General features: G+C 69.3%; 20 protein-coding genes and 2 riboswitches. Of the genes, 12 read left to right on the top strand and 8 right to left on the bottom strand.

Annotated elements, in window-relative coordinates; all coding sequences use genetic code 11:
- The first annotated feature begins 93 nt into the window (after positions 1-93).
- Both BLW00_RS16950 and trpS read left to right on the top strand, forming a co-directional pair.
- On the top strand, positions 94-930 hold the full coding sequence (locus BLW00_RS16950) for an exodeoxyribonuclease III (RefSeq protein WP_092556393.1): 837 nt from the start codon (positions 94-96) through the stop codon (positions 928-930).
- A gap of 64 nt (positions 931-994) precedes the next feature.
- The gene (trpS, locus tag BLW00_RS16945) at positions 995-2,008 is read left to right on the top strand and encodes a tryptophan--tRNA ligase (RefSeq protein ID WP_092556391.1); all 1,014 of its coding nucleotides are present in this window, start codon (positions 995-997) and stop codon (positions 2,006-2,008) included.
- Positions 2,009-2,092: 84 nt separating this feature from the next.
- Here the strand turns inward: trpS and BLW00_RS16940 are convergent, their stop codons facing one another.
- Positions 2,093-3,226: an FUSC family protein gene (locus BLW00_RS16940; protein WP_245741648.1), complete on the bottom strand. Its 1,134-nt coding sequence runs from the start codon at positions 3,224-3,226 to the stop codon at positions 2,093-2,095.
- Positions 3,227-3,238: 12 nt separating this feature from the next.
- On the opposite strand from BLW00_RS16940, the gene BLW00_RS23560 reads away from it, so the two are divergent.
- Positions 3,239-3,376: a hypothetical protein gene (locus BLW00_RS23560; RefSeq protein WP_175494337.1), complete on the top strand. Its 138-nt coding sequence runs from the start codon at positions 3,239-3,241 to the stop codon at positions 3,374-3,376.
- Here BLW00_RS23560 and BLW00_RS16935 read toward each other — a convergent pair.
- Positions 3,357-4,844: an L-serine ammonia-lyase gene (locus tag BLW00_RS16935; RefSeq protein WP_092556387.1), complete on the bottom strand. Its 1,488-nt coding sequence runs from the start codon at positions 4,842-4,844 to the stop codon at positions 3,357-3,359. The two genes, BLW00_RS23560 and BLW00_RS16935, sit on opposite strands and share 20 nt — an antisense overlap.
- 153 nt (positions 4,845-4,997) lie before the next feature.
- Positions 4,998-5,097: riboswitch (glycine riboswitch) on the bottom strand.
- Positions 5,098-5,171: 74 nt separating this feature from the next.
- Positions 5,172-5,681 (bottom strand): GtrA family protein, encoded by a 510-nt coding sequence (locus tag BLW00_RS16930; RefSeq protein ID WP_092556385.1) that lies wholly within the window; start codon positions 5,679-5,681, stop codon positions 5,172-5,174.
- 155 nt (positions 5,682-5,836) lie between these two features.
- Between BLW00_RS16930 and BLW00_RS16925 the strand changes: the two genes are divergently transcribed.
- The 5 genes from BLW00_RS16925 to ribH all read left to right on the top strand — a co-directional run bounded on the left by BLW00_RS16925 (position 5,837) and on the right by ribH (position 10,409).
- Positions 5,837-6,595 carry a polyprenol monophosphomannose synthase gene (locus BLW00_RS16925; protein WP_092556383.1) on the top strand — a complete coding sequence of 253 codons (759 nt, stop codon included), beginning with the start codon at positions 5,837-5,839 and terminating at the stop codon, positions 6,593-6,595.
- Between the two features lie 70 nt (positions 6,596-6,665).
- A riboswitch (FMN riboswitch) is annotated at positions 6,666-6,827 on the top strand.
- 73 nt (positions 6,828-6,900) lie between these two features.
- On the top strand, positions 6,901-7,995 hold the full coding sequence (gene ribD / locus BLW00_RS16920) for a bifunctional diaminohydroxyphosphoribosylaminopyrimidine deaminase/5-amino-6-(5-phosphoribosylamino)uracil reductase RibD (RefSeq protein WP_245741647.1): 1,095 nt from the start codon (positions 6,901-6,903) through the stop codon (positions 7,993-7,995).
- 4 nt (positions 7,996-7,999) lie between these two features.
- Positions 8,000-8,617, top strand: coding sequence for a riboflavin synthase (locus BLW00_RS16915; RefSeq protein WP_092556381.1), 618 nt, complete (start codon positions 8,000-8,002; stop codon positions 8,615-8,617).
- A complete protein-coding gene (gene ribA, locus BLW00_RS16910) occupies positions 8,614-9,903 on the top strand; it encodes a GTP cyclohydrolase II (protein WP_092556379.1) in 1,290 nt (429 codons plus the stop codon). Before BLW00_RS16915 ends, ribA begins: the two co-directional genes overlap by 4 nt.
- Before the next feature lie 26 nt (positions 9,904-9,929).
- Positions 9,930-10,409 carry a 6,7-dimethyl-8-ribityllumazine synthase gene (ribH, locus tag BLW00_RS16905; RefSeq protein WP_092556377.1) on the top strand — a complete coding sequence of 160 codons (480 nt, stop codon included), beginning with the start codon at positions 9,930-9,932 and terminating at the stop codon, positions 10,407-10,409.
- A 79-nt stretch (positions 10,410-10,488) separates the two neighbouring features.
- On the opposite strand, the gene BLW00_RS16900 is transcribed toward ribH, so the two are convergent.
- Positions 10,489-11,301 (bottom strand): ribokinase, encoded by an 813-nt coding sequence (locus BLW00_RS16900; protein WP_092556375.1) that lies wholly within the window; start codon positions 11,299-11,301, stop codon positions 10,489-10,491.
- Positions 11,302-11,397: 96 nt separating this feature from the next.
- On the opposite strand from BLW00_RS16900, the gene BLW00_RS16895 reads away from it, so the two are divergent.
- Complete coding sequence (locus BLW00_RS16895) at positions 11,398-12,795, top strand: MFS transporter (RefSeq protein ID WP_092556373.1); 1,398 nt, start codon at positions 11,398-11,400, stop codon at positions 12,793-12,795.
- 52 nt (positions 12,796-12,847) lie between these two features.
- Here BLW00_RS16895 and BLW00_RS16890 read toward each other — a convergent pair whose 3' ends face one another.
- The gene (locus tag BLW00_RS16890; protein WP_245741646.1) at positions 12,848-13,903 is read right to left on the bottom strand and encodes a radical SAM protein; all 1,056 of its coding nucleotides are present in this window, start codon (positions 13,901-13,903) and stop codon (positions 12,848-12,850) included.
- Positions 13,904-14,004: 101 nt separating this feature from the next.
- On the opposite strand from BLW00_RS16890, the gene BLW00_RS16885 reads away from it, so the two are divergent.
- Complete coding sequence (locus BLW00_RS16885) at positions 14,005-14,220, top strand: hypothetical protein (RefSeq protein ID WP_022896008.1); 216 nt, start codon at positions 14,005-14,007, stop codon at positions 14,218-14,220.
- Positions 14,221-14,265: 45 nt separating this feature from the next.
- On the top strand, positions 14,266-16,152 hold the full coding sequence (locus BLW00_RS16880) for an ABC transporter ATP-binding protein (protein ID WP_092556371.1): 1,887 nt from the start codon (positions 14,266-14,268) through the stop codon (positions 16,150-16,152).
- Positions 16,153-16,192: 40 nt separating this feature from the next.
- On the opposite strand, the gene BLW00_RS16875 is transcribed toward BLW00_RS16880, so the two are convergent.
- The 3 genes from BLW00_RS16875 to BLW00_RS16865 are packed head-to-tail and all read right to left on the bottom strand — an operon-like array spanning position 16,193 to position 18,221.
- Positions 16,193-16,981 carry a hypothetical protein gene (locus BLW00_RS16875; protein ID WP_092556369.1) on the bottom strand — a complete coding sequence of 263 codons (789 nt, stop codon included), beginning with the start codon at positions 16,979-16,981 and terminating at the stop codon, positions 16,193-16,195.
- Positions 16,978-17,868 carry an ABC transporter ATP-binding protein gene (locus BLW00_RS16870; protein ID WP_092556367.1) on the bottom strand — a complete coding sequence of 297 codons (891 nt, stop codon included), beginning with the start codon at positions 17,866-17,868 and terminating at the stop codon, positions 16,978-16,980. The genes BLW00_RS16875 and BLW00_RS16870 overlap by 4 nt, the downstream gene beginning before the upstream one ends.
- Positions 17,865-18,221 (bottom strand): GntR family transcriptional regulator, encoded by a 357-nt coding sequence (locus tag BLW00_RS16865; RefSeq protein WP_092556365.1) that lies wholly within the window; start codon positions 18,219-18,221, stop codon positions 17,865-17,867. The genes BLW00_RS16870 and BLW00_RS16865 overlap by 4 nt, the downstream gene beginning before the upstream one ends.
- An 88-nt stretch (positions 18,222-18,309) precedes the next feature.
- On the opposite strand from BLW00_RS16865, the gene BLW00_RS16860 reads away from it, so the two are divergent.
- Positions 18,310-21,702 (top strand): aminotransferase class III-fold pyridoxal phosphate-dependent enzyme, encoded by a 3,393-nt coding sequence (locus BLW00_RS16860; RefSeq protein WP_217634412.1) that lies wholly within the window; start codon positions 18,310-18,312, stop codon positions 21,700-21,702.
- Positions 21,703-21,785 lie beyond the last annotated feature (83 nt).

The following is a 21,785-nucleotide window of genomic DNA, read 5'->3' as shown; positions in this document are numbered from 1 at the left end:
CACGCGAGAGAGGGGCGTGGACCGGACACGGATGACGGATGACCGGGGCCGCGACCCGCAAGCGGTGTCGGCGGCCGCCGCTACAGTAGAACCATGCCCCAGAAGCCCCTCCGAGTCGCCTCAGTCAACGTGAACGGCGTGCGCGCCGCCTTCCGCAACGGCATGGGCGAGTGGCTCAACGGGCGAGACGTCGACATCCTGGCGATGCAGGAGGTGCGAGCCGAGACCAGTGACCTCGAGAACCTGCTCGGGCCCGACTGGAACATCCTGCACGACCCGGCGACCGCCAAGGGCCGGGCCGGCGTGGCACTGGCGAGTCGCGACAAGGCGAACATCCACCGGGTCACCTTCGGGCCCGACGACTTCGACAGCGCCGGCCGCTGGCTCGAGGCCGACTACGAGTGGAACGGCGAGCTCGTCACCGTTGTCTCCACCTATGTGCACTCCGGCGTGGCCGACACCCCGAAGCAAGACGAGAAATACAAGTTCCTCGACGCGATGCTCGTGCACCTGCCGATGCTGCGCGAGCACAACCCGCTCGCGCTGGTGGTGGGCGACCTCAACGTCGGCCACCGCACCCTCGACATCAAGAACTGGAAGGGCAACGTGAAGCGCGCCGGCTTCCTGCCCGCGGAGCGCGAGTACTTCGACAAGTTCCTCGGCGCCGAGGGCGACCCGGAGTACAACCGCGGCGCCGGTCTCGGCTGGGTCGACATCGGCCGCCGATGGTCGGGCGAGGTGGAAGGCCCCTACACGTGGTGGTCGCAGCGCGGCCACGCCTTCGACAACGACACCGGCTGGCGCATCGACTACCAGCTGGCCACGCCCGAACTCGCCGCCACGATCACGAACTACACGATCGACCGCGCGGCCACGCACGCCGAGCGCTGGAGCGACCACGCTCCCGTCGTCGTCGACTACGACCTGTAGATTTCATTGCTGCGCCGCCGCTCCCGCGACGCAGCGTTCGTACCAGAACTGTGAGAAGCACCCCATGACTGATACCTCAAAGCCCCGCCTGCTCTCGGGCATGCAGCCTTCCGCCGACTCGCTCCACCTCGGCAACTACATCGGGGCCCTGCTGAGCTGGAAAGCGCTGCAGGAGACGCACGACGCGTTCTTCTTCCTCGCCGACCTGCACGCCATCACCGTGCCGCAAGACCCGGCCGCCCTCCGTGCCAACACCCGCCGCACCACGGCCCAGTACATCGCGGCCGGCATCGACCCGACGCGCTCCACCCTGTTCGTGCAGTCGCACGTTCCGGCGCACGCCGAGCTCGCCTGGGTGCTCAACACCATCACCGGTTTCGGCGAGGCGGCGCGGATGACGCAGTTCAAAGACAAGGCGGCGAAGCAGGGGCAGGAGGCGGCCTCCGTCGGGCTGTTCACCTACCCGATCCTGCAGGCCGGCGACATCCTGCTCTACCAGGCGGTCGACGTGCCGGTGGGTGAAGACCAGCGGCAGCACGTCGAGCTCACGCGCGACCTCGCGACCCGCTTCAACTCGCGGTTCGGCGACACCTTCACGGTGCCGAAGCCCTACATCCTCAAAGACACCGCGAAGATCTACGACCTGCAGAACCCCACGGCCAAGATGTCGAAGTCGTCGGAGTCGACCGCGGGGCTGATCTGGCTGCTCGACGACCCCAAAGTCACCGAGAAGAAGATCATGCGCGCGGTGACGGATGCCGACGGCGAGGTGCGGTTCGACCGCGAGACCAAGCCGGGGCTGGCGAACCTGCTCACGATCTTCGCGATCCTCACGAACCGCACCGTCGACGACGTGGTGGAGGAGTTCGCCGGTGGCGGCTACGGCACGCTCAAGAAGGCACTCGCCGCGGTGGTCGTGGAGACGGTCGCCCCGATCCGCGAGCGCACGCTCGAGCTGCTCGACGACCCGGGCGAGCTCGACCGCATCCTCGGGGTGAATGCCGATCGGGCCAACGAGGTAGCCGAGGCGACCCTCGCCTCGGTCTACGACCGGGTCGGTCTCCTCCCCCGCCGCTAGCGTTGCGCTGTCGAGACGTCACGGCCCGCGCACCGTCGCCCGCTGTGGCGCGGACCGTGACGTCTCGGTGAGAAGTGGTGGGGGTCAATGCAGGTCGTCGACCGCGCCCACGATCTCCTCACGCACACGCCGGAGGTCTTCGAGCAACGAGCCGATCAGGATCCAGTGCGCCGGGTCGGGTGAGACCGTGGGGATGGGCGCGGTGAGGGCCGGCTCGGGATCGGCGAGTCGCTCCTCTTCCCCGCGCGGCAGCGCCACGTTCTCCATCACGAGCCGCAGGTCGTGGGCGGCCCGCCGCAACTCCTCCGCGATCGAGACCGCCACCGGTTCCGACCGCAGGCTGTCGTCGAAATGATCCTTCACGGCCCGGGCCATGCCGAGCACCCGCGTGACCACGGTGCCGAGCATCGTCATGAGCTCCGCATCCGTCTTCAGCACGTCACGATGGGCTGAACGGCGCGGGTTGAAGCGCAGACTGTCCTCGGCGGTCTCGAGCGTGGCCAGCGCTTTCGTCTGCATCGGCCGGAGCAGTCGCGCCTCGACCAGCAGGAGGGTGCGGTATTTCTCGTCGGTCGGCTCGCTGAGCACCGCCGCCAGCCCGTCCATGATGGCGGCCACCTCCCGGCCGAGCGTCGCCACCGCGTCGTGCGCCGGCTGTACGGCGAGCGGCGGCACGATCAACCAGTTGACGAACACGCCGATGATCGCACCGATGATGGTCTCGACGATGCGCTCGACGGCGTAGCCCGGGGTCTGAGCGCCCACCGAGAGCACGAGCATCGCGCTGATGGGGATCTGCACGGTCGACGACTGCGGAAAACGCAGCGCCCAGCCCACCAGCAGCGAGATGACGATGGCGGCCAGGATGAGCCAACTCGGGGCCCCGAAGATCAGCGCCACCAGATAGGCCACCACCACACCGACGATGACCCCGATCGAGCGCTCGACCGCCCGGCTGAACGACTGGTTGATGCTCGGTTGCACGACGATGATCGCAGCGATCGCTCCGAAGATCGGCGGTTCGTCGCTGGCGATGAACGAGCAGGCGATCCACGCGATGGCGGCCGCGGCAGCCGTCTTGAGCACCTGCAGCAGCGGGGTGCGCGCGCTGGCCTGAAAGGTGCGCACCGGCGCCATGGTGGCCCGCGCCAGTGAGCGCCAGCGCCCGGTCCGTGGAGCGGGCGAGCCGGTGCCGTTCGATGTTCCGCCCGAGCTCACGATTCCACAGTAGTGCGAGCGGCAGTCGGCGTCCGGATGCACGGCGACCCCGACCGAAGCGGCGACGGCGACCCTGGCTGCGACCGCAGCGGCGACGACCTCGACCGCGACGACAGCGCCGAACTCGCCTTCAGCACTCCACGACGTTGACCGCCAGTCCGCCGAGTGCGGTCTCCTTGTACTTGTCGCTCATGTCGCGCCCGGTCTCGCGCATGGTGGCGATCACCTGGTCGAGGCTGACGTGGTGGCTGCCGTCGCCCCAGAGCGCCATCTTCGCCGCGTTGATGGCTTTGGAGGCGGCGATGGCGTTGCGTTCGATGCACGGGATCTGCACCAGCCCGCCGATCGGATCGCAGGTGAGGCCGAGATTGTGCTCCATCGCGATCTCGGCGGCGTTCTCGACCTGCTCCGGCGTGCCGCCCATCACTTCGGCGAGCCCCGCCGCGGCCATCGACGACGCCGATCCGACCTCGCCCTGACATCCGACCTCGGCGCCCGAGATGGAGGCCTGTTCCTTGTAGAGCACGCCGACCGCGGCGGCCGCAAGGAGGAACCGCACGCAGACGTCGTCGTCGGAGAGGACCGGCACCGGCGCATCCGCTCCGACCGCCGGATGGTGAGGCAGGTAGGTGCGCGCGTAGTGCAGCACGGCCGGCACGATTCCTGCGGCGCCGTTGGTCGGAGCCGTCACCACGCGCCCCCCGGAGGCGTTCTCCTCGTTCACGGCGAGCGCGATGAGGTTCACCCACTCCTGCCAGAATTCCGGCGCGCCAGTCGGGTCTTCAACCCGCAGCCGTTCCCGCCACTCGGGCGCGCGACGGCGCACCGCCAGGCCGCCGGGGAGCACGCCGGTGCGAACGAGGCTCGTGGCCACGCACTCGTCCATGACGTCGCGGATCGCGAGCAGGCGGGCGCGCACGCTCTCGGCGGCATCGTCACCAGCGCCCGCCAGCGCGACCTCGTTCGCGAGCATCACGCCGCCGAGCCCGAGCCCCGATTCGCGGCAGTGCTGCAGGAGCTCGGCCGCGGTGCGGAAGGGGTAGGGCACCGCCGGCTGAGCCGCGCCATCCGTCGCGCCCGCCACGACGCCAGACGCACGCGCACCCGCACCCGCACCCGCACCACCACCCGCACCCGCGGCAGCAGCCCCGTCCTCCCGCTCCACGAATCCGCCGCCGACCGAGTAGTACGTCTCCTCGGCGAGCACCGCTCCGCCGCTCGCGAAGGCCGTCAATCGAACCGCATTGGTGTGCCGGGGCAGCACGGTGAGCGGATGCATCACCACATCGTTCTCCGTCAGCGCGAGTGGCCGTCGCCCGGCGAGCAGCGTCGTTCCGGTGGCCGCGATCGACGCCCTCCGCTCGTCGACCTGCGCCGGGGTCACGCTCTCGGGCTGCAGCCCCTCCAGCCCCAACAGCACGGCCGTCGGGGTGCCGTGCCCCGGTCCGGTTGCGGCGAGCGACCCGTAGAGGTCGATCCGCACGGCGCTCACGCGCTCGACCACTCCATCGGCCGCGAGAGACGAAGCGAAATATGCCGCTGCGCGCATGGGACCGACGGTGTGTGAACTCGACGGGCCGATGCCCACCGAGAAGAGGTCGAAGATGCTGAGTGTCATAGGACTCCGTTCGCGGGCGGCGCAGCGGCGCGCAGCCCATCGGGTCCTCTCCGCTCTGTACCTGACCTGAGAGATTCCGCGGCGATCGCCGCTTGCCCCGTCGGTGGGATCACGACCGCGGGTGCGCCGCCGTGAACCGCTCTCCAGAGTCGCCCAACTGCAGCGGTGCGTGGGCCTGAGAGTTTCCCGGAGAGGAATTGCTCCTACGGCGCCGGCCCGATGGCTCTCGGGCGGACTCTCCCGCTGCTGTTCGAAGGCTTGTTCAATTGGATACTGCCCGTTGACTGGATACTCCGGTCGACTGATCCAGAACCTATCAGACGGGCCTCAGGAGATCGAGGTGGTCTTTCCCGCGGCCTCGATCCGCGCATCCGGAACCCGCACCCGGTGCTCCCCGAACACCCACACCCGGTAGAGCACGAAGCGGAAGATCGCGCCGAGCACCAATCCGATGACGTTTCCCGAGATGTTGTCGGCCCAGAGCGAGGTGAAGTGCAGCACGTAGTGCGAGAACCAGAGGCAGACCAGGCCGATCCCCATGCCGACGATGCTCACGGCGAAGAACTCGATGCTCTCGCGCAGCATGTCGGCGCGACGACGCTCTTTGAAGGTCCAGTACCGGTTGCCCAGCCAGTTCACCAGGATCGCGAGCGTGGTCGAGATGAGCTTCGCGACGACCGGGCCCTCGTGCATGTGTGCGGGATCCATGATCGTCGTGCGGAGGAGGTTGAACACTCCCACGTCCACGATGAAACCGAGTCCTCCGACCAGGCCGAAGCGGATGAACTCCACGGCGAGAATACGGAGGCGCGACCTCGTGACGGGGGCACTGCTCATGAAGGATCTACCGTTTCTGACGTACGAAACCAAAGAAGAGAACTTTTCGTATCTTCCAAGAGAATGCTGAGCGTAACTGGGGAAAATGAACAGAAAGCATCGATACGCTTTCCAGCGCCGCCAGACTTGGCACTACCTGATCGATTGAGGAAACTATGGCGAAAACTGTCGTGGTGATACCGACGTACAACGAAATCGGCTCGATCGCCGGTGTCACCCAGCGGGTTCTCGCCGCCGAGCCGGGTGTCGAGGTTCTCATCGTCGACGACAACTCGCCCGACGGCACCGGTCAGCTGGCCGACGACCTGGCCGCCGACGACATCCGCATCCATGTCATCCACCGTACCGAGAAGAACGGTCTGGGCGCGGCCTACGCCGCGGGCTTCCGCTGGGCCCTGCAACGCGACTACGATTTCGTGGTCGAAATGGATGCCGACGGCTCGCACCAGCCCGAAGAGCTGCCCCGGCTGACCGCGCTCCTGCGCGACGGGGCCGACATGGCGATCGGCACGCGCTGGATCCCCGGTGGCGTCATCAAGAACTGGCCGGCCTACCGCAAGCTCATCTCGCGCTCGGGCACCGCCTACGCACGCATCATGCTGCAGTCGAAGTTGCACGACCTCACGAGCGGCTACCGCGGCTTCCGCGCCGATTCGCTGCGCACGATCGACTTCGGCACCGTCAACTCCCAGGGCTACTGCTTCCAGATCGAGCTAGCCTGGCTGTTCGAGCGCTCGGGCGGCACGATCGGCGAATTCCCCATCACCTTCGTGGAGCGCGCCGAGGGCGTGTCGAAGATGTCGACCGGCATCGTGGTCGAAGCGCTGGCGAAGGTCACCTCGTGGGGGCTGGCGAGCATGGTCGGCCGGGCGCCTGAGCCGCTCCGCCTGCCGGCCGCGCGGAGCACTCCCTAGCGGAGCGCGCCGTCACACGAGTGGGGAATACTTTCCGCCCCGAGGCGTTGGGGTATAACTAGATACAAGAAACGTGCTCCGGGGTCAGTGAGATTCTGAACCGGCGGTTATAGTCCGCGAGCCGAAGGCCTGCTGTTCGCAGTGGGGTGAGGTTGATCTGGTGGAATTCCAGAACCGACGGTAATGGCAGTGCCGCAAGGCCTGTCCAAGTCCGGATGGGAGGATGCACGGACGGTTCCGCCGATCGCGGAGCCGTCGGCGCTTTCGAGCGCATCCCCGGAGCCGCGTCAGCAGACGAGGACCGGATGAACGCCAGGACGACCGAGAACGACGCGATGACTCGCGCGCTCGAGCTCGCGCTCCGCGGCCCCCGGCACGGGGTGAACCCGCAGGTCGGCTGCGTTCTGCTCTCGCCCGAGGGCGAGGTGCTCGCCGAAGGCTGGCATCGTGGCGCGGGAACCGCTCACGCGGAAGTCGCCGCCCTCTCCGCCTTGGCCGATCCCGAATTCGCCCGCGGAGCCACCGCCGTCGTGACCCTCGAGCCCTGCAACCACCTGGGTCGCACCGGGCCCTGTAGCGTCGCGCTCATCGAAGCCGGCGTGGCCCGTGTGGTGTACGCGGTCGCCGATCCCGGCGAGCGTTCCCACGGCGGAGCCGAGCGGATGCGCGAAGCCGGCATCGACGTCGAGCAGGGTCTCGGGGCGCCCGCCGTCGAAGAGGCGATCCGGCCGTGGCTCACCTCGGTGCGCCTGCATCGCCCCTTCGTCACGGTCAAGTGGGCGTCGAGCCTCGACGGCCGCGCCGCCGCGGCAGACGGCACGAGCCAGTGGATCACCGGGCCCGCGGCCCGCGCCGACGTGCACCTCCGGCGCGCAGACGCCGACGCGATCGTGGTGGGCACGGGAACGGTGCTGGCCGACGACCCCGCGCTCACCGCCCGTACCGCCGGCACGGCCGAACAGGCGGCTGCCGGACCGGCCGGCGCGGCCCGCACAGACTCGGTCGACGGCCTGTTGCCGCATCAGCCGGCACCCGTGGTGATCGGCAATCGCGCCGTGCCGGCCACCGCGCGCGTGCACGCGCATCCGGTGCCCGCCCGCGTGTTCGCCACCCACGACCTCGCCGCGGTGCTCGACGAGCTCTACGCCGACGAGGTGCGCTCGGTGTTCGTCGAGGGCGGCCCGACGCTGGCCAGCGCGTTCGTTGCGGCCGGACTGGTCGACGAGGTGCTCGTCTACCTCGCGCCCACCCTGATCGGCGGCCCGCGCACCGCCCTCACCGACCTCGGGGTCGGCACCATCGGCGAGCAGCTCAGGCTCACCGTCACCGATGTCACACGACTGGGCGACGACATCAGGATCGTCGCACGACCGGGCGCCTCGGCGCCCACGAAGGAGTAGCCCGGTGTTCACGGGAATCATCGAAGAACTCGGCGAGGTGCTCGCTCTCGAGCGCACCTCCGACGCCGCCGTCATCACGGTGCGCGCCCCACTCGCCGTGAGCGACGCCGGCCACGGCGACTCGATCTCGGTCTCGGGAGTCTGCCTCACGGTCATCGACCAGACCGCCGACAGTTTCACAGCCGACGTGATGGCGCAGACCCTCGCCATGTCGACCATCGGAAGCCTGGCCGTCGGCGATCGCGTGAACCTCGAACGCGCCGCCCAGGTGGGCGACCGTCTCGGCGGGCACATCGTGCAGGGTCACGTCGACGGCACCGGCGAGGTGCTCAGCGTGACCCCCGGCGAGGCGTGGAGCGTTCTGCGGTTCTCGATCGACGCATCCCTCGCCCCCCTCGTGGTCGACAAGGGGTCGATCTCGGTCTCCGGCGTCTCGCTCACCGTCTCGAACATCGGCGACGAGGCGGATGGCTCGCACTGGTTCGAGGTCTCCCTCATTCCCGAAACCCTCACGGCAACCACGCTCGGCGCCCTCTCCGTGGGCGATCGGGTGAATCTCGAGACCGACATCCTGGCCCGCCACGTGCAACGCCTGGTGTCCTTCGAAAGGAGCAACTCATGACGTTCTCCCCCATCTCCGACGTGCTCGACGCACTGCGCGCCGGCAAGCCCGTGATCGTCTCCGACGCGGCCGACCGCGAGAACGAAGGCGACGCGATCATGTCGGCCGCGCTCGCCACGCCCGAGTGGATCGCCTGGATGGTGCGCAACACCTCCGGCTACCTCTGCGCGCCGCTGCCCGGCGAGCTGGCCGACCGCCTCGCGCTGCCGCCCATGGTGGTCAACAACGAAGACACCCGGCGCACCGCCTACACGATCACGGTCGATGCTTCCTCGGGTGTGACCACCGGCATCAGCGCCCACGATCGCGCGCGCACGCTCAACCTCCTGGCCGACCCGGATTCGACGCCGGCCAGTTTCATCCGCCCCGGACACATCCTGCCCGTGCGCGCCGTCGACGGCGGCGTGCGCGAGCGGGCGGGGCACACCGAGGCCGCGGTGGAGCTGATGCGCGCCGCCGGGCTCTCGCCGGTGGGCGTGATCGGCGAGATGATCGCCGAAGACGGCTCGGCCATGCGGATGGACGACCTGCTCGCCACCGGCGAGCGCGAAGGCCTGCCCGTGACCACCATCGAACTGCTGATCGAGTGGCTGAACGAGCAGGACGGGCGGGAGCCGGATGCCCCCACCTCGGCGAGCGCGCGGGTCACCACCCCCGCGACCAGCCCCGACGACGTGCCCGCCGCCTCCCCGCGCGTGCACTTCGAGGTCGAGACAAGCGTGCCCACCACGCACGGCCTGTTGCGGATGCGCGCCTACCGTGACCTCGAGACCGGCGCCGACCACGTGGCGATCGTCTCGGGCGACCCGACGGCGCCCGGATCGCTCGTGCGCGTGCACTCCGAGTGCCTGACCGGCGAGGCGTTCGGCTCCCTCAAGTGCGAGTGCGGCCCGCAGCTCGACGCCTCGCTCGACCTGATCGCCGAGCACGGCGGCGTCGTGGTGTACCTCCGCGGGCACGAAGGGCGTGGCATCGGCCTGGTGAACAAGCTGCGCGCCTACCGCCTGCAGGAAGACGGACTCGACACCCTCGACGCCAACGTCGCGCTCGGCCTCCCCGCCGATGCGCGCGACTACGGTGCGGCGGTCGCGATCCTCGACGACCTCGGCACCACGAGCATCCACCTGCTCACCAACAACCCCGAGAAGGTGCGGCAGCTCGAGGCCCACGGCATCGACGTGGCAGAGCGCATCCCCCTCGTGGTGGGCGCCTCCACCTTCAACCAGAAGTACCTCGACACCAAGCGCGACCGCATGGGGCACGTGCTGCCCTCGGCCGTGCGCTGACCCGAACAACGCGGAAAGGACAACCCATGAGCGGAGCGGGAGCCCCGAGTCTCGACGTCGATCTCGACGGAACAGGACTGAACATCACCGTCGTCGCCGGCACCTGGCACGAGGAGATCACGAACGGCCTGCTGGAGGGCGCCCGCCGCGCCCTTGCGGCGGCGAACGTGACCGTCACCGAGGTGCGCGTCGCGGGCAGCTTCGAGCTGCCGGTGGTGTCTCGCGCCGCCCTGGAGGCGGGCGCCGACGCGGTGGTGGCGCTCGGCGTCATCATCCGCGGTGGCACACCGCACTTCGAATACGTCTCGGATGCCGCGACCAGCGGTCTCACGCAGGTGAGCATCCTCACCGGCAAACCCGTGGGCTTCGGCGTGCTGACCCTGAACGACGAGCAGGAGGGCCTCGATCGCGCCGGACTCCCCGGCTCGAAGGAGGACAAGGGCGCCGAGGCGGCCGAGGCCGCCATCGCCACCGCGCTCACCCTCCGGGCGATCCGCGGCGCCTAGCCGTTCGAAATCGCAAACGTCGCCGCAACCGAGGCCATAGAGGCGCCGGTTGCGGCGACGTTTGCGATTTCGAACAGCGTCAGGGCTGGGCGCCAACCCAGCCGACGGATGCGGCAGCGGCCAGCGAGGCCGCCTGCATCGCGTCGGGCTCGCTGAGCCCGGCGGCGAGGCCGGCCGCGAGCGTGCCGCAGAAGCAGTCGCCGGCGCCCGTGGTGTCGACCACGACCGAGACCGCGCCCGCCGGAACCTCGTGCGCCCCCCAGCGCGAGCCCTTCGACCCGAGGGTCACGAGCACCGAGCGCGGCGTGTACCCGTCGGCGGCGAGCAGCTCGTTCTCGTGCTCGTTCACCACGATCGGGTCGGCCAGGTCGAGCACGTCGCCCGGCAACGCGGCGTAGGGAGCGAGGTTCAGGATGACGCGGGCCCCCCGAGCGGCGGCGATGCGCGCGGCCTCGGCCACGACATCCGCGTCGATCTCGAGCGAGCCGAGCAGCACGTCGCCCGGCCCGAGGTCGTTGAGCGTCGCGAGGTCGCCCACGGTCACCCGGCCGTTGGCGCCCGGCGAGACGATGATGGTGTTCTCTCCATCGGCGGCGACGGCGATCGCCGCGTGTCCCGTGGAGACTCCGGTGGTGCGCGAGAGGTGCGCGGTGTCGATGCCGTAACCGGCCAGGCGGCTGATGTAGGCGTCTCCGTCGGCGTCGTCGCCGACCCGGCCCACGAACGAGACCCGGGCGCCGGCACGCGCGGCCGCGACGGCCTGATTCGCTCCCTTGCCGCCGAAGTGCTTCACGAGGTCTCCACCCAGGAGCGTCTCGCCGGGCTGCGGGTGGCGCTCGACCTCCACCGTCGAATCGATGTTCAACGAACCCACGACGACCACTCTGCCCACGAGCCACTCCTTCTTGAAGACGTACCCCCGACATCCTAAGGGCAGGCGTAAGCTGAAGAATTCTGCGCGATTCGCGCTCCTGACCGAAAGCGCTTGATGTCCTCCACCGTGCTCGACGCCCCTCCCACCGCACCCGCCAACACCCGCGGCCGCGTCATCCTCGCCAGCCTCATCGGCACCTCGATCGAGTTCTACGACTTCTACGTCTACGCCACGGCGGCCGTGCTGGTCTTCCCCACCCTGTTCTTCGCGAACGCCGACCCGACGATCTCGCTGCTGCAGTCGTTCGCGGTGTTCGGCGTGGCGTTCGTGGCGCGCCCGATCGGCTCGATCCTGTTCGGCCACTTCGGCGACCGGATCGGGCGCAAGCGCACCCTGGTGGCGTCGCTGCTCACGATGGGCATCGCGACCGTGCTCATCGGCGCGCTGCCGACCGGGCTCACGCCGGGCTGGCAGATCCTCGCTCCGGGCCTGCTCGTGCTGTTCCGCTTCTGCCAGGGCCTCGGCCTCGGCGGCGAATGGTCGGGCGCGGCCCTGCTCGCCACCGAGAACGCGCCGAAGGGCCGGCGCGCGGTCTACGGCACCTTCCCGCAGCTCGGGGCGCCGATCGGCTTCATCATCGCGAACGTCGTTTTCTTGGTGCTCAGCACCACGCTCGACTCCGCGGCCTTCCTCGCCTGGGGCTGGCGTGTGCCGTTCCTGGCGAGTGCCGTGCTCGTGATCATCGGCCTCTACGTGCGGTTCAAGCTCGTCGAGACCCCGGCCTTCACCAAGGTCGTGAACGCCGGCGAGGTGGCGAAGCTGCCGCTCGCCCGCGTGTTCAAGACCAGCTGGCGTCCGCTCATCCTCGGCACCTTCATCATGCTGGCCACCTACGTGCTCTTCTACCTCATGACCACGTTCACGCTCACCTTCGGCACCACCGCGTCGTCGGTCGAGACCGCCCAGGCCGCAGCGGATGCCGCGGGCAAGCCCTTCGACGCCGCCTCCTTCGTGCCCGGCCTCGGCTACGGTCGCAACGACTTCTTGATCATGCTCGTCATCGGCTGCGTGTTCTTCGGAGTCTTCACGCTGGTGGCCGGCCCGCTCGCCGAACGCTTCGGCCGTCGCATGACCCTCATCTGGACCACGATCGCCATCGCCGCCTTCGGCCTCTTCTTCGTGCCGCTGTTCGCGGGCGGGTTCGTGGGCGTGATGGCGCTGCTCATCATCGGCTTCACCCTGATGGGCCTCACCTTCGGGCCGATGGGCTCCGAACTGCCCGAGCTCTTCCCGGCCAACGTGCGCTACACCGGATCGGCCATCAGCTACAACGTGGCGTCGATCCTCGGCGCGGCGGTCGCCCCGTTCATCGCCGTGGCTCTCTGGCAGGCGGCCGACGGCAGCCCCGCGCTCGTGGGCAACTACCTCTCGCTGATGGCGCTGATCACCCTCGGTGCGCTCATCATCAGCAAGGAGACCCGCGACATCGACTTCGACAACGCGCTCAGCTGACGCAGGCTCGGGCGGGCCGGCGGCCGCACGCCGCCCGGGCCCGCCCGCGTGCTCAGAACAGTGTCGGTGGTACAGGGGCGTCAGCCCCAGGCGCGGCGGCGCGGCGGCCGTGCAGGGCGAACTTGTCTTGCACCCCCGCATCCGGAGCCGGCAGCCCGTGCTTGGTGAGCAGCGGCTGCAGCTGCTCGTCGAGCCAGCGCCGGTAACGCGGGTCGGCCTCCGAGCCGCCCGAGTAGATGCGCTCGTAGTCGGCCACGAGCTCCGGATGCGTGCGCCCGAGCCAGGCGAAGAACCCCGGTCGCACGGCCGAGCTGAGATACAACGGCGTGGGCAGCACAGCGGTGGCGCCCGCCTCGGCGATCTGGCGGACCATCCGTTCGAGCTGGTGCGGCCGGTCGCTGAGAATCGGCAGGATCGGCGCGAGAAAAACGGTGCAGTCGAGCCCCGCCGCCCGGATCTCGGCGAGAGCGGTGAGTCGCGCCGCGGTCGTGGGGGTGCCGGGCTCCAACGACTGCTGCAACTCCTCGTCGACGAACGACATCGAGAGCCCCGGTTCGACGTGCGCCCGCCGGTTCGCCTCGACGAGCAGCGGGATGTCGCGGCGGATCAGCGTGCCCTTGGTCAGCACCGAGAACGGGATGCGTGACTCCCCCAGCGCCTGGATGATGCCGGGCATCAACCGGTAACGACCCTCGGCGCGCTGATAGGGATCGGTGCTCGTGCCCAGCGCGACGCGCGGCGGCAGCACGCGCTTCTTGGCCAGCTCGGCGCGCAGCACATCGACGATGTTGGTCTTCACCACGATCTGGTCGTCGAAGTCGCCGAGCACGTTCAGCCCGAGGTGCTCGTGCGTCGGCCGCGCGTAGCAGTAGACGCAGGCGTGGGTGCAGCCGCGGTAGGGATTGATGGTCCACTCGTCGGGGAGCATCCGGGCGGTGGCGGGCACGTGGTTCAGCGCGGTCTTCGCGAGGATCTCGTGAAAGGTGATGCCCGCGAACTCCGGCGAGCGCACGCTCTGCACGAGGTTGCTGACCCGCGCGAGGCCCGGCAACGTTCCGGGCGCGAGGGCGTCGATGCGTTGCCCGGCCCAGCGCATCGAGGCGTCCATCGGCGACATCCTTTCGTCGCAGCAGAGTCTACGGACCACCCACGACAGTGCTCGGTGTCAACCTGAATTGACAAACCGAAGACGTCAACTAAGGTTGACACATGGATGTCACCGATGTGCACACGCTGGCGGCGGATGCGGGGAGCAACGACCCGATCGTCTCGCTCCGGGCCGTGGCGAAACTGCGGCACGAACTCGACCGCATCGAGGCCGTGGCCGTGCGCCGCGCCCGCAACGCCAACGCCTCCTGGCAGCTGATCGCGCTCGCGCTCGGCGTCTCACGCCAGGCTGTGCACAAGAAATACGGGCGGCACTGACCACTCGCCCCCACCGGCATCCGCACTCCGCACAGAAAGAAGACCATGTCGACCACCACGTCCACGCCTGAGAAGGAAGACGACCGCCCCGCCCCGCGCTCGCGGAGTCCGTTCGGCCGAGGCCGCGGCGGCAAGCCCGACGAGGGCCCGCGCGCGAAGTTCCGCCAGCTGCTTCCCTTCCTGTTCGAGCACAAGAAGGTGCTCTCGGTCGTGATCGTGCTGAGCATCCTCGGCGCCGCGGCGAGCCTGGCGCAGCCGCTGCTCGTGAGCCAGGTGATCACGGTCGTGCAGGCGGGCAACCCGCTCGACATGCTGGTCTGGGCGCTCATCGCGCTCGTCATCATCTCGGGCCTCATCAGCGGTTTCCAGCACTACCTGCTGCAGCGCACCGGCACGAGCGTGGTGCTGTCCGCCCGCCGTCAGCTGGTGCACCGGATGCTCCGCCTCCCGATCAGCCAGTTCGACACCCGCCGTACCGGCGACCTGGTGTCGCGCGTCGGCTCCGACACCACCCTGCTCTACGCCGTGATCACCCAGGGCCTCGTGGATGCCATCGGCGGTTCGCTGGTGTTCTTCGGCGCCCTGATCGCGATGCTCGTCATCGACCCCGTGCTGCTCGGCCTCACCGTGCTCGTGATCGCCGTCTCCGTGGTGACGGTCGTCTCGATCTCGGGCCGGGTGCGCACGGCGAGCCGCAAGCAGCAGGAGAAGGTGGGCGACCTGGCAGCGGCGGTCGAGCGCTCGATCAGCGCCATCCGCACCGTGCGGGCCTCGAACGCCACCGAGCGCGAGATCGCGGCGGTCGACAAGGATGCTCAGGGCGCGTGGGAGCAGGGCGTGAAGGTCGCGAAGATCTCGGCCCTCGTGGTGCCGATCGCGGGCATCGCACTGCAGGTCTCATTCCTCGTGGTGCTCGGCGTCGGTGGATTCCGCGTGGCCTCCGGAGCCATCACCATCGCGAGCCTGGTGTCGTTCATCCTGTTCCTGTTCATGATGATCATGCCGCTCGGCCAGGCGTTCGGCGCCATCAACTCGGTGAACCAGGCACTCGGTGCACTCGGCCGCATCCAGGAGATCGTCGACCTGCCGATCGAGGGGCAGGACGACCGGGCGATCGCGGCTCTCGCGGCGCCGGGCTCGGCATCCCCGGATGCTCCGGCGATCGAGTTCGAGAACGTGCACTTCCGCTACGACGAGAAGGTCGCCCCGGGTGACTCCTCAGAGCAGGGCGCCGAGAAGGAAGAGGTCGAGACGGGTGTGCTGCACGGCATCAGCTTCGCCGCCGGCCGTGGCAAGCGCACCGCCATCGTGGGCCCCTCTGGTGCCGGCAAGTCGACCATCCTCGCCCTGATCGAGCGTTTCTACGACCCCACCTCCGGGGCCGTGCGCTTCGGCGGCGTCGACGTGCGGCAGCTCGACCGCGTCGAACTGCGATCGCAGATCGGCTACGTGGAGCAGGATGCTCCGGTGCTGGCCGGCAGCATCCGCCAGAACCTGCTGCTCGGCTCGCCCGAGGCCACCGACGCCGACTGCGTGGAGGTGCTCCACGCCGTGAACCTCGGCGAGGTGCTCTCCCGTTCCCCCGAGGGGCTCGACGCGGCAGTCGGCGAAGACGGCGTCATGCTCTCCGGTGGCGAGCGCCAGCGCCTGGCCATCGCGCGGGCCCTGCTGGCCGCTCCCCCGGTGCTCCTGCTCGACGAGTCGACGTCATCGCTCGACGGATTGAACGAACAGATGCTCCGCGAGGCGATCGACGCCGTGGCCGAGAACCGCTCGCTGATCGTGATCGCGCACCGGCTCTCGACCGTGGTCGACTCCGATCAGATCGTCGTCGTCGACCACGGCCGCGTAGTGGGGGTGGGCACGCACTCCGAGCTCGTCGCATCCACCCCGCTCTATCGCGAACTGGCGAAGCACCAGCTGCTGGTGTGAGCGCGGCCGGGGCCCGCCACCGAGGTGGGCCCCGGCCGACTCAGTTCTTCGGGGTGGCTCGGCGCAGCAGCACGAAGCCGGTGAGAGCCGCGAACGCGGTGGGCACGAGACTCCAGAACACCACGCCAACCGTGCCGTTCTGAGCGAACCACGCACCCACAGCGGGCCAGCTGTCGGTGAAGATCACGAGCGCCAGGAGTCCGACGAGAACCAGCGCGAGGCCGGCGAAGAACACCAACATGCCGTTCACCCGCCAGCGCAGGTAGATCGTGGCGATCGCCGAACCGACGAAGAAGAAGAACAGGAAGATCACGAAGAAGATCAGGAAGCGCAACCACCAGGCCTCGTCGGCGGCGCCGAAGTAGAGCGCCGTGAACATCCGGCCCCCCAGGCCCCAGCCGTTCGTGACCTGCTCGATCACGGCGAGCGCCGTCATCCCGGCGCTGTAGAGGGCCGAGAGCACACCGAAACCGAGCGCGCTGCCGAGCCAGAAGTCGCGCCGGGTGACGCTCAAGCCGAGTGCGAACGGAAAGGTGAGCGCGACACCCTGGATGCCGAGCACCATCATGTAGACGAAGATGTAGAAGGTCGCGCCGCTGTATTGCAGACCGTCTTGCGCATCCGCCACCGCATCGGGGTCGCGGGTGGCCGACACGATGATCCACCAGATGATCACGTTGATCAGCAGAACGAAGCCCAGGATCATCCACGGGATCGCGAACACGCTGAACCGGTTGACGAGGTGCAGCTTCATCACGGCCGTGATGCGGCTTCCGCCGGGAGCCGCCGCGGTCGTGGGCGCTGCGTCGGTGAGGGTGTGTGTGGTCATGCGCTCTGCTCGAATTCCTGGTGTGGGATGTTGGTCTTCTGCACGACCAGCTGCTGCAGCGACACGGGCGACAGCTCGAGGCCGGCTTCGGTGGCCTCGACACGCTCGCTCTGGCTGAGCCGGTCGACGGTGACGGAGGCGAGTCCGCCGAGGTGATCGGTGTGGAGCACCTCACGACGGGCGACGAAGGCGTCGACCGCGGCGCGCGTGCCGACGACGGTGACCGCCGAGCCGCGGAGGCTGTCGGCATCCTGATCGATGATGAGCCGGCCTTCGTCGATCACGAAGACGTGCTCGAGCAGGTTGGACACCTCGTCGATCAGGTGGGTGGAGAGAATGACGGTGCGCGGATGCGCGGCGTAGTCGGCGAGCAGGCGGTCGTAGAAGATCTGCCGCGCCACCGCATCCAGCCCGAGGTAGGGCTCGTCGAAGAAGGTGAGCGGGGCGCGCGAGGCGAGCCCCAGGATCACGCCGATGGAGGAGAGCTGGCCGCGCGAGAGCTTCTTGATGCGCCGGGTCAACGGCACCCGGAAGTCGTCGATCAGCCGCCCGGCGAACTCGGCGTCCCAGTTCGGGAAGAACCAGGGAGCGCTGCGGAAGACGTGCTTCGCGGTGAACTCCTCCGGGTACTTCTGGCTCTCCTTGATGAAGCAGACGCGCTGGAGCACGTTCCTGTTCTCCACCGGCGTCTCTCCGAAGACGCGGATGCTGCCGCGGGTCGCGAAATCCTGACCCGTCAGGAGCTGCATCAGCGTGGTCTTGCCGGCGCCGTTGCGGCCGAGGAGGCCGCAGATCGTGTTCTCCTCGACGGAGAAGTCGACGTCATCGACGGCCGTGACGTTCTTGAACCGTTTGCTGAGGCCGGAGACCTCGATCACCGCGCTCATTCGGCGCCCTCCTGTCTGATCATCTCGACCAGCTGCGTCTCCGAGATGCCGAGCTTGCCGGCCTCGGTGACGAGCGGCCTGACGTATTCGCTCTGGAACTGGTCGCGACGCTTGGCGACCAGCCGGTCGCGCGCCCCGGCTGCCACGAACATGCCGATTCCCCTCTTCTTGTACAGAACCCCGTCGTCGACGAGCAGGTTCACGCCTTTTCCGGCGGTCGCCGGGTTGATGCGGTGGAACGCCGCGAACTCGTTCGTCGACGGCACCTGACCCTCTTCGGGCAGGATGCCGGCGATGATGTCGTTCTCGATCTGTTCCGCGATCTGAACGAAGATCGGCCGCGACTCATCCATCGCTACGACCGTTCATTGGTTCATTACTCATGTAACTAACCAATCAGGCTTGCTGCGCTCTGTCAAGAGCGGATGCCAAGATGGGGGCGTGACCGCGTCTTCGACCGAGAATCCTCAGCCCGGCGCCCGGAGCTTCGCCGAGGTCGTCACGCCCGCGCCGGCGGTCGACGCGGCATCCGCCTCCCGGGTGGCGGCGGCGGTCTTCGGTGTGCCGGGCATGGTCGCAGCACTGGGGAGCCAGCACGACGCGAACTTCCTGCTGGAAGCGACCGACGGGCGACGCCTGCTGCTGAAGTTCGCGCATCCGTCCACCACCGTCGCCGAGCTGACCGCGCAATCGCTGGCCGCGGAACGGTTCGGCTCGCTGGCGGCCGACATCGCCGCACCGCGCACGCACCGCGCCCTCGACGGCGCCCTCGTGAGCGCAGTGCCGCTCGGCGACGGTGGTTCGCGCCTGCTAGTGCGGATGCTCGACTTCGTCTCGGGCTCTCCGCTCTCAGGATCGCGCTATCTGGCGCCCTCCGTCGTCGCACAGCTCGGCGCCTACGCGGCGCGGTCGGTGCTCGCCCTGGCCGGGTTCGAGCATCCGGGAACGCAGCGCGTGCTCGAGTGGGACCTGCGGAACGCCGGCCGGCTGGTCGACGACCTCCTGCCCTCGGTGACCGGCCCAGCGCTGGCCGCGCGCCTCCGGGCCGCGATGTCGTCGTGCACGGATGCGCTGGCCGACCTCGATGCCGAGCTGCCGCGGCAAGTCATCCACGGCGACATCACCGACGACAACGTGGTCGCGCGGGCGTCGGTGCCGGGCGGGCGGATGGAGCCATGCGGCATCATCGACTTCGGCGACGTCATGTCGACCTGGGCGGTGGCGGAGCTCGCGGTGACCTGCTCGTCGGTGCTCCACCATCACGGGGCGTCGGCGGTGTCGATCCTGCCGGCGGTGCGCGCCTTCCAGGCGCTGCGTCCGTTGTCGTCGGCGGAGGCGGATGCTCTGTGGCCGCTCGTCGTGGCGCGGGCCGCCACCCTGGTCGTGAGCGCTCACCACGCGGCAGCGACCGACCCCGGCAACGACTACACCCGGGCGAACGCGGCTCATGAGCACCGCATCTTCGACGTCGCGACGAGCGTGCCGCTCGGCGTGATGACCGAGCTGGTGCGCCAGGCGGCGGGTTTCCCGCCGGCGTCGGCGCCGTCCGTTCCTGCGCCGATGCACCCGCTGTTGCCGGGTCTCGTGGCGGCGGCGGTGCGGTTCGTCGACCTCTCCTCCACCAGCGACGCCCTGGCCGCCGGCCTGTTCGCCTCGCCGGATGCCGAACGCCTCGTGGCGGCCGCCGCCCTCCGCATCCGCCCGGCGGGGCCCTTCACAGACGCGGCCGCTGGTGCGGGCCCGGTCGCTGAGGACTTCTCCAAGTCCGAAGCGGCCGGCTCCTCGCGCGGGGGCCCTGGGATCGACCCGGTCGCCGGGGTGTTCCCCGAGTCCGGGACGGCCGGCTCCTCGCACGTGGACTCCGCCGTGGCGAGCGCGGCCCCGGACTCCGGTGCAGCTCCCGCCGGCGCCGGCACGACGGGTCGCACTGCCGCCGCGGCGACGCGGTTCGGCGAGCGCCGCCTGACGCGCTCCTTCCGCGAGTCGTGCACTCCGCATCCGTGTGCCGCACTCGGCGTCGAGGTCACCTTCGCCGAGCCGGGCCAGGTCGTGCGCGCTCCGTGGCCCGGAACCCTCGACCGTTCACCGGCCGGCGGAGCGCCCCTGCGCCTCACGACCGCTTCCGGCCTCACGCTGGAACTGACCGGAATCGTGGCTCCCGATGGTTCAGACCTGCCTCGACCCGGTCCTGACATCGCCGCCACTCAGACGGCCGGCACAGCCGTCACCTCGGCGCTCGACGCCGCCACCGGGCCTCAGACCGTCACGGGGCAAGCCGCAGAGGTGCCCGTGCGCGCCGGCGACCCGCTCGGCATCGCCGTCGCGGGCACGCCGCTCGGCATCCGCCTGACCACCGGCGACGTCGCCCTCGACGAGGTGCCGTGGTTCACCACCGCCGAACTCCTGCCCGGCTGGCTGCCCTCCGTGCTCGACCCCACCCCGCTGATCACCGGATTCGACACCGCCGGTAGTTCGATTCCGCAAACGTCGCTGCAACCGCGCCCAAGGGAGCCTCGGTCGACGTTTCCTTTGCGAAACGGAACGACGCCCGAGGCCGCAGCACTCGTGCGGCGCCGCGAACGCCACCTGGCCGCCGTGCAGGAGCACTACTTCGCCGATCCGCCCGAGATCGAGCGCGGGTGGCGCCACCACCTCTTCGACACCGACGCCCGCCCCTACCTCGACATGGTGAACAACGTCGCCGCGGTCGGCCACGCCCATCCGCGCATCGCCGAAGCCGTGGGCCGGCAGCTGAACCTGCTCAACACGAACTCACGGTTCAACTACGCGTCGATCGCCGAGTTCTCCGAACGGTTGGCCGCCTTGCTGCCCGATCCGCTCGACACCGTCTTCCTCGTCAACAGCGGCACCGAAGCGGTGGACCTCGCGCTGCGACTCTCCTGGGCCTGGTCGGGCCGGCGCGACGTCGTCGCGGTGCGCGAGGCCTATCACGGCTGGTCGGATGCGGCCGACGCCGTCTCGACGTCCGTCGCCGACAACCCCCAGGCCCTCGAGACGCGGCCTCCCTGGGTGCACACGCTCGACGCGCCCAACGCCTACCGGGGCCGCCACCGGGGCGCCGACGCCCACCGCTACGCCACCGACGCCGTCGCGTCCATCGAGCGGCTCCAGGCCGACGGCCGGGCACCCGCCACCTTCATCGCGGAGGCCTTCTACGGCAACGCGGGCGGGATGCCGCTCCCCGATGGCTATCTCCGAGCCGTCTACCCCGCGATCCGTGCCGCCGGCGGGCTCTGCATCGCCGACGAGGTGCAGGTCGGCTACGGCCGGCTGGGCGAGTATTTCTGGGGCTTCGAGCAGCAGGGCGTGCTGCCCGACATCGTCACCGTGGCCAAGGCGATGGGCAACGGACATCCGCTCGGCGCCGTGATCACGACCCGCGCCATCGCCGACCGCTACCGTTCGCAGGGCTACTTCTTCTCCTCGGCCGGTGGCAGCCCGGTCAGCTCCGTCGTGGGAACGACGGTGCTCGACATCCTGGCTGACGAACACCTGCAGCAGAACGCCCGGGTCGTCGGCGCCCACCTGAAATCCCGCCTCGAAGACCTGGCCGAGAAGCACGAGCTCATCGGCGCGGTGCACGGCCTGGGGCTCTATCTCGGCGTCGAACTCGTGCGCGACCGGGCGACGCGCGAGCCCGCCGACCTCGAGACGGCGATGATCTGCGAGCGGATGCGCGAGCTCGGCGTGATCGTGCAGCCCACCTCCGACCGCCAGTGCGTCTTGAAGATCAAACCGCCCATGACCCTCACGATCGAGAGCGCCGACTACTTCGTGCACACCCTCGACGCAGTCCTCACGCACGGTTGGTGATCCTCCACCCCCTTCGCCGACCCGTCACTTGACGTCGCTATGAGGCTTCCACAACGGCACCAAGTGACGGGTCGGCGAAGGTG

This window comes from Herbiconiux ginsengi (assembly GCF_900107435.1).
Taxonomy (GTDB): Bacteria; Actinomycetota; Actinomycetes; order Actinomycetales; family Microbacteriaceae; genus Herbiconiux; species Herbiconiux ginsengi.
The sequence above is the reverse complement of the archived record's forward strand: the minus strand, read 5'-3'. Positions and strand labels throughout refer to the sequence as shown.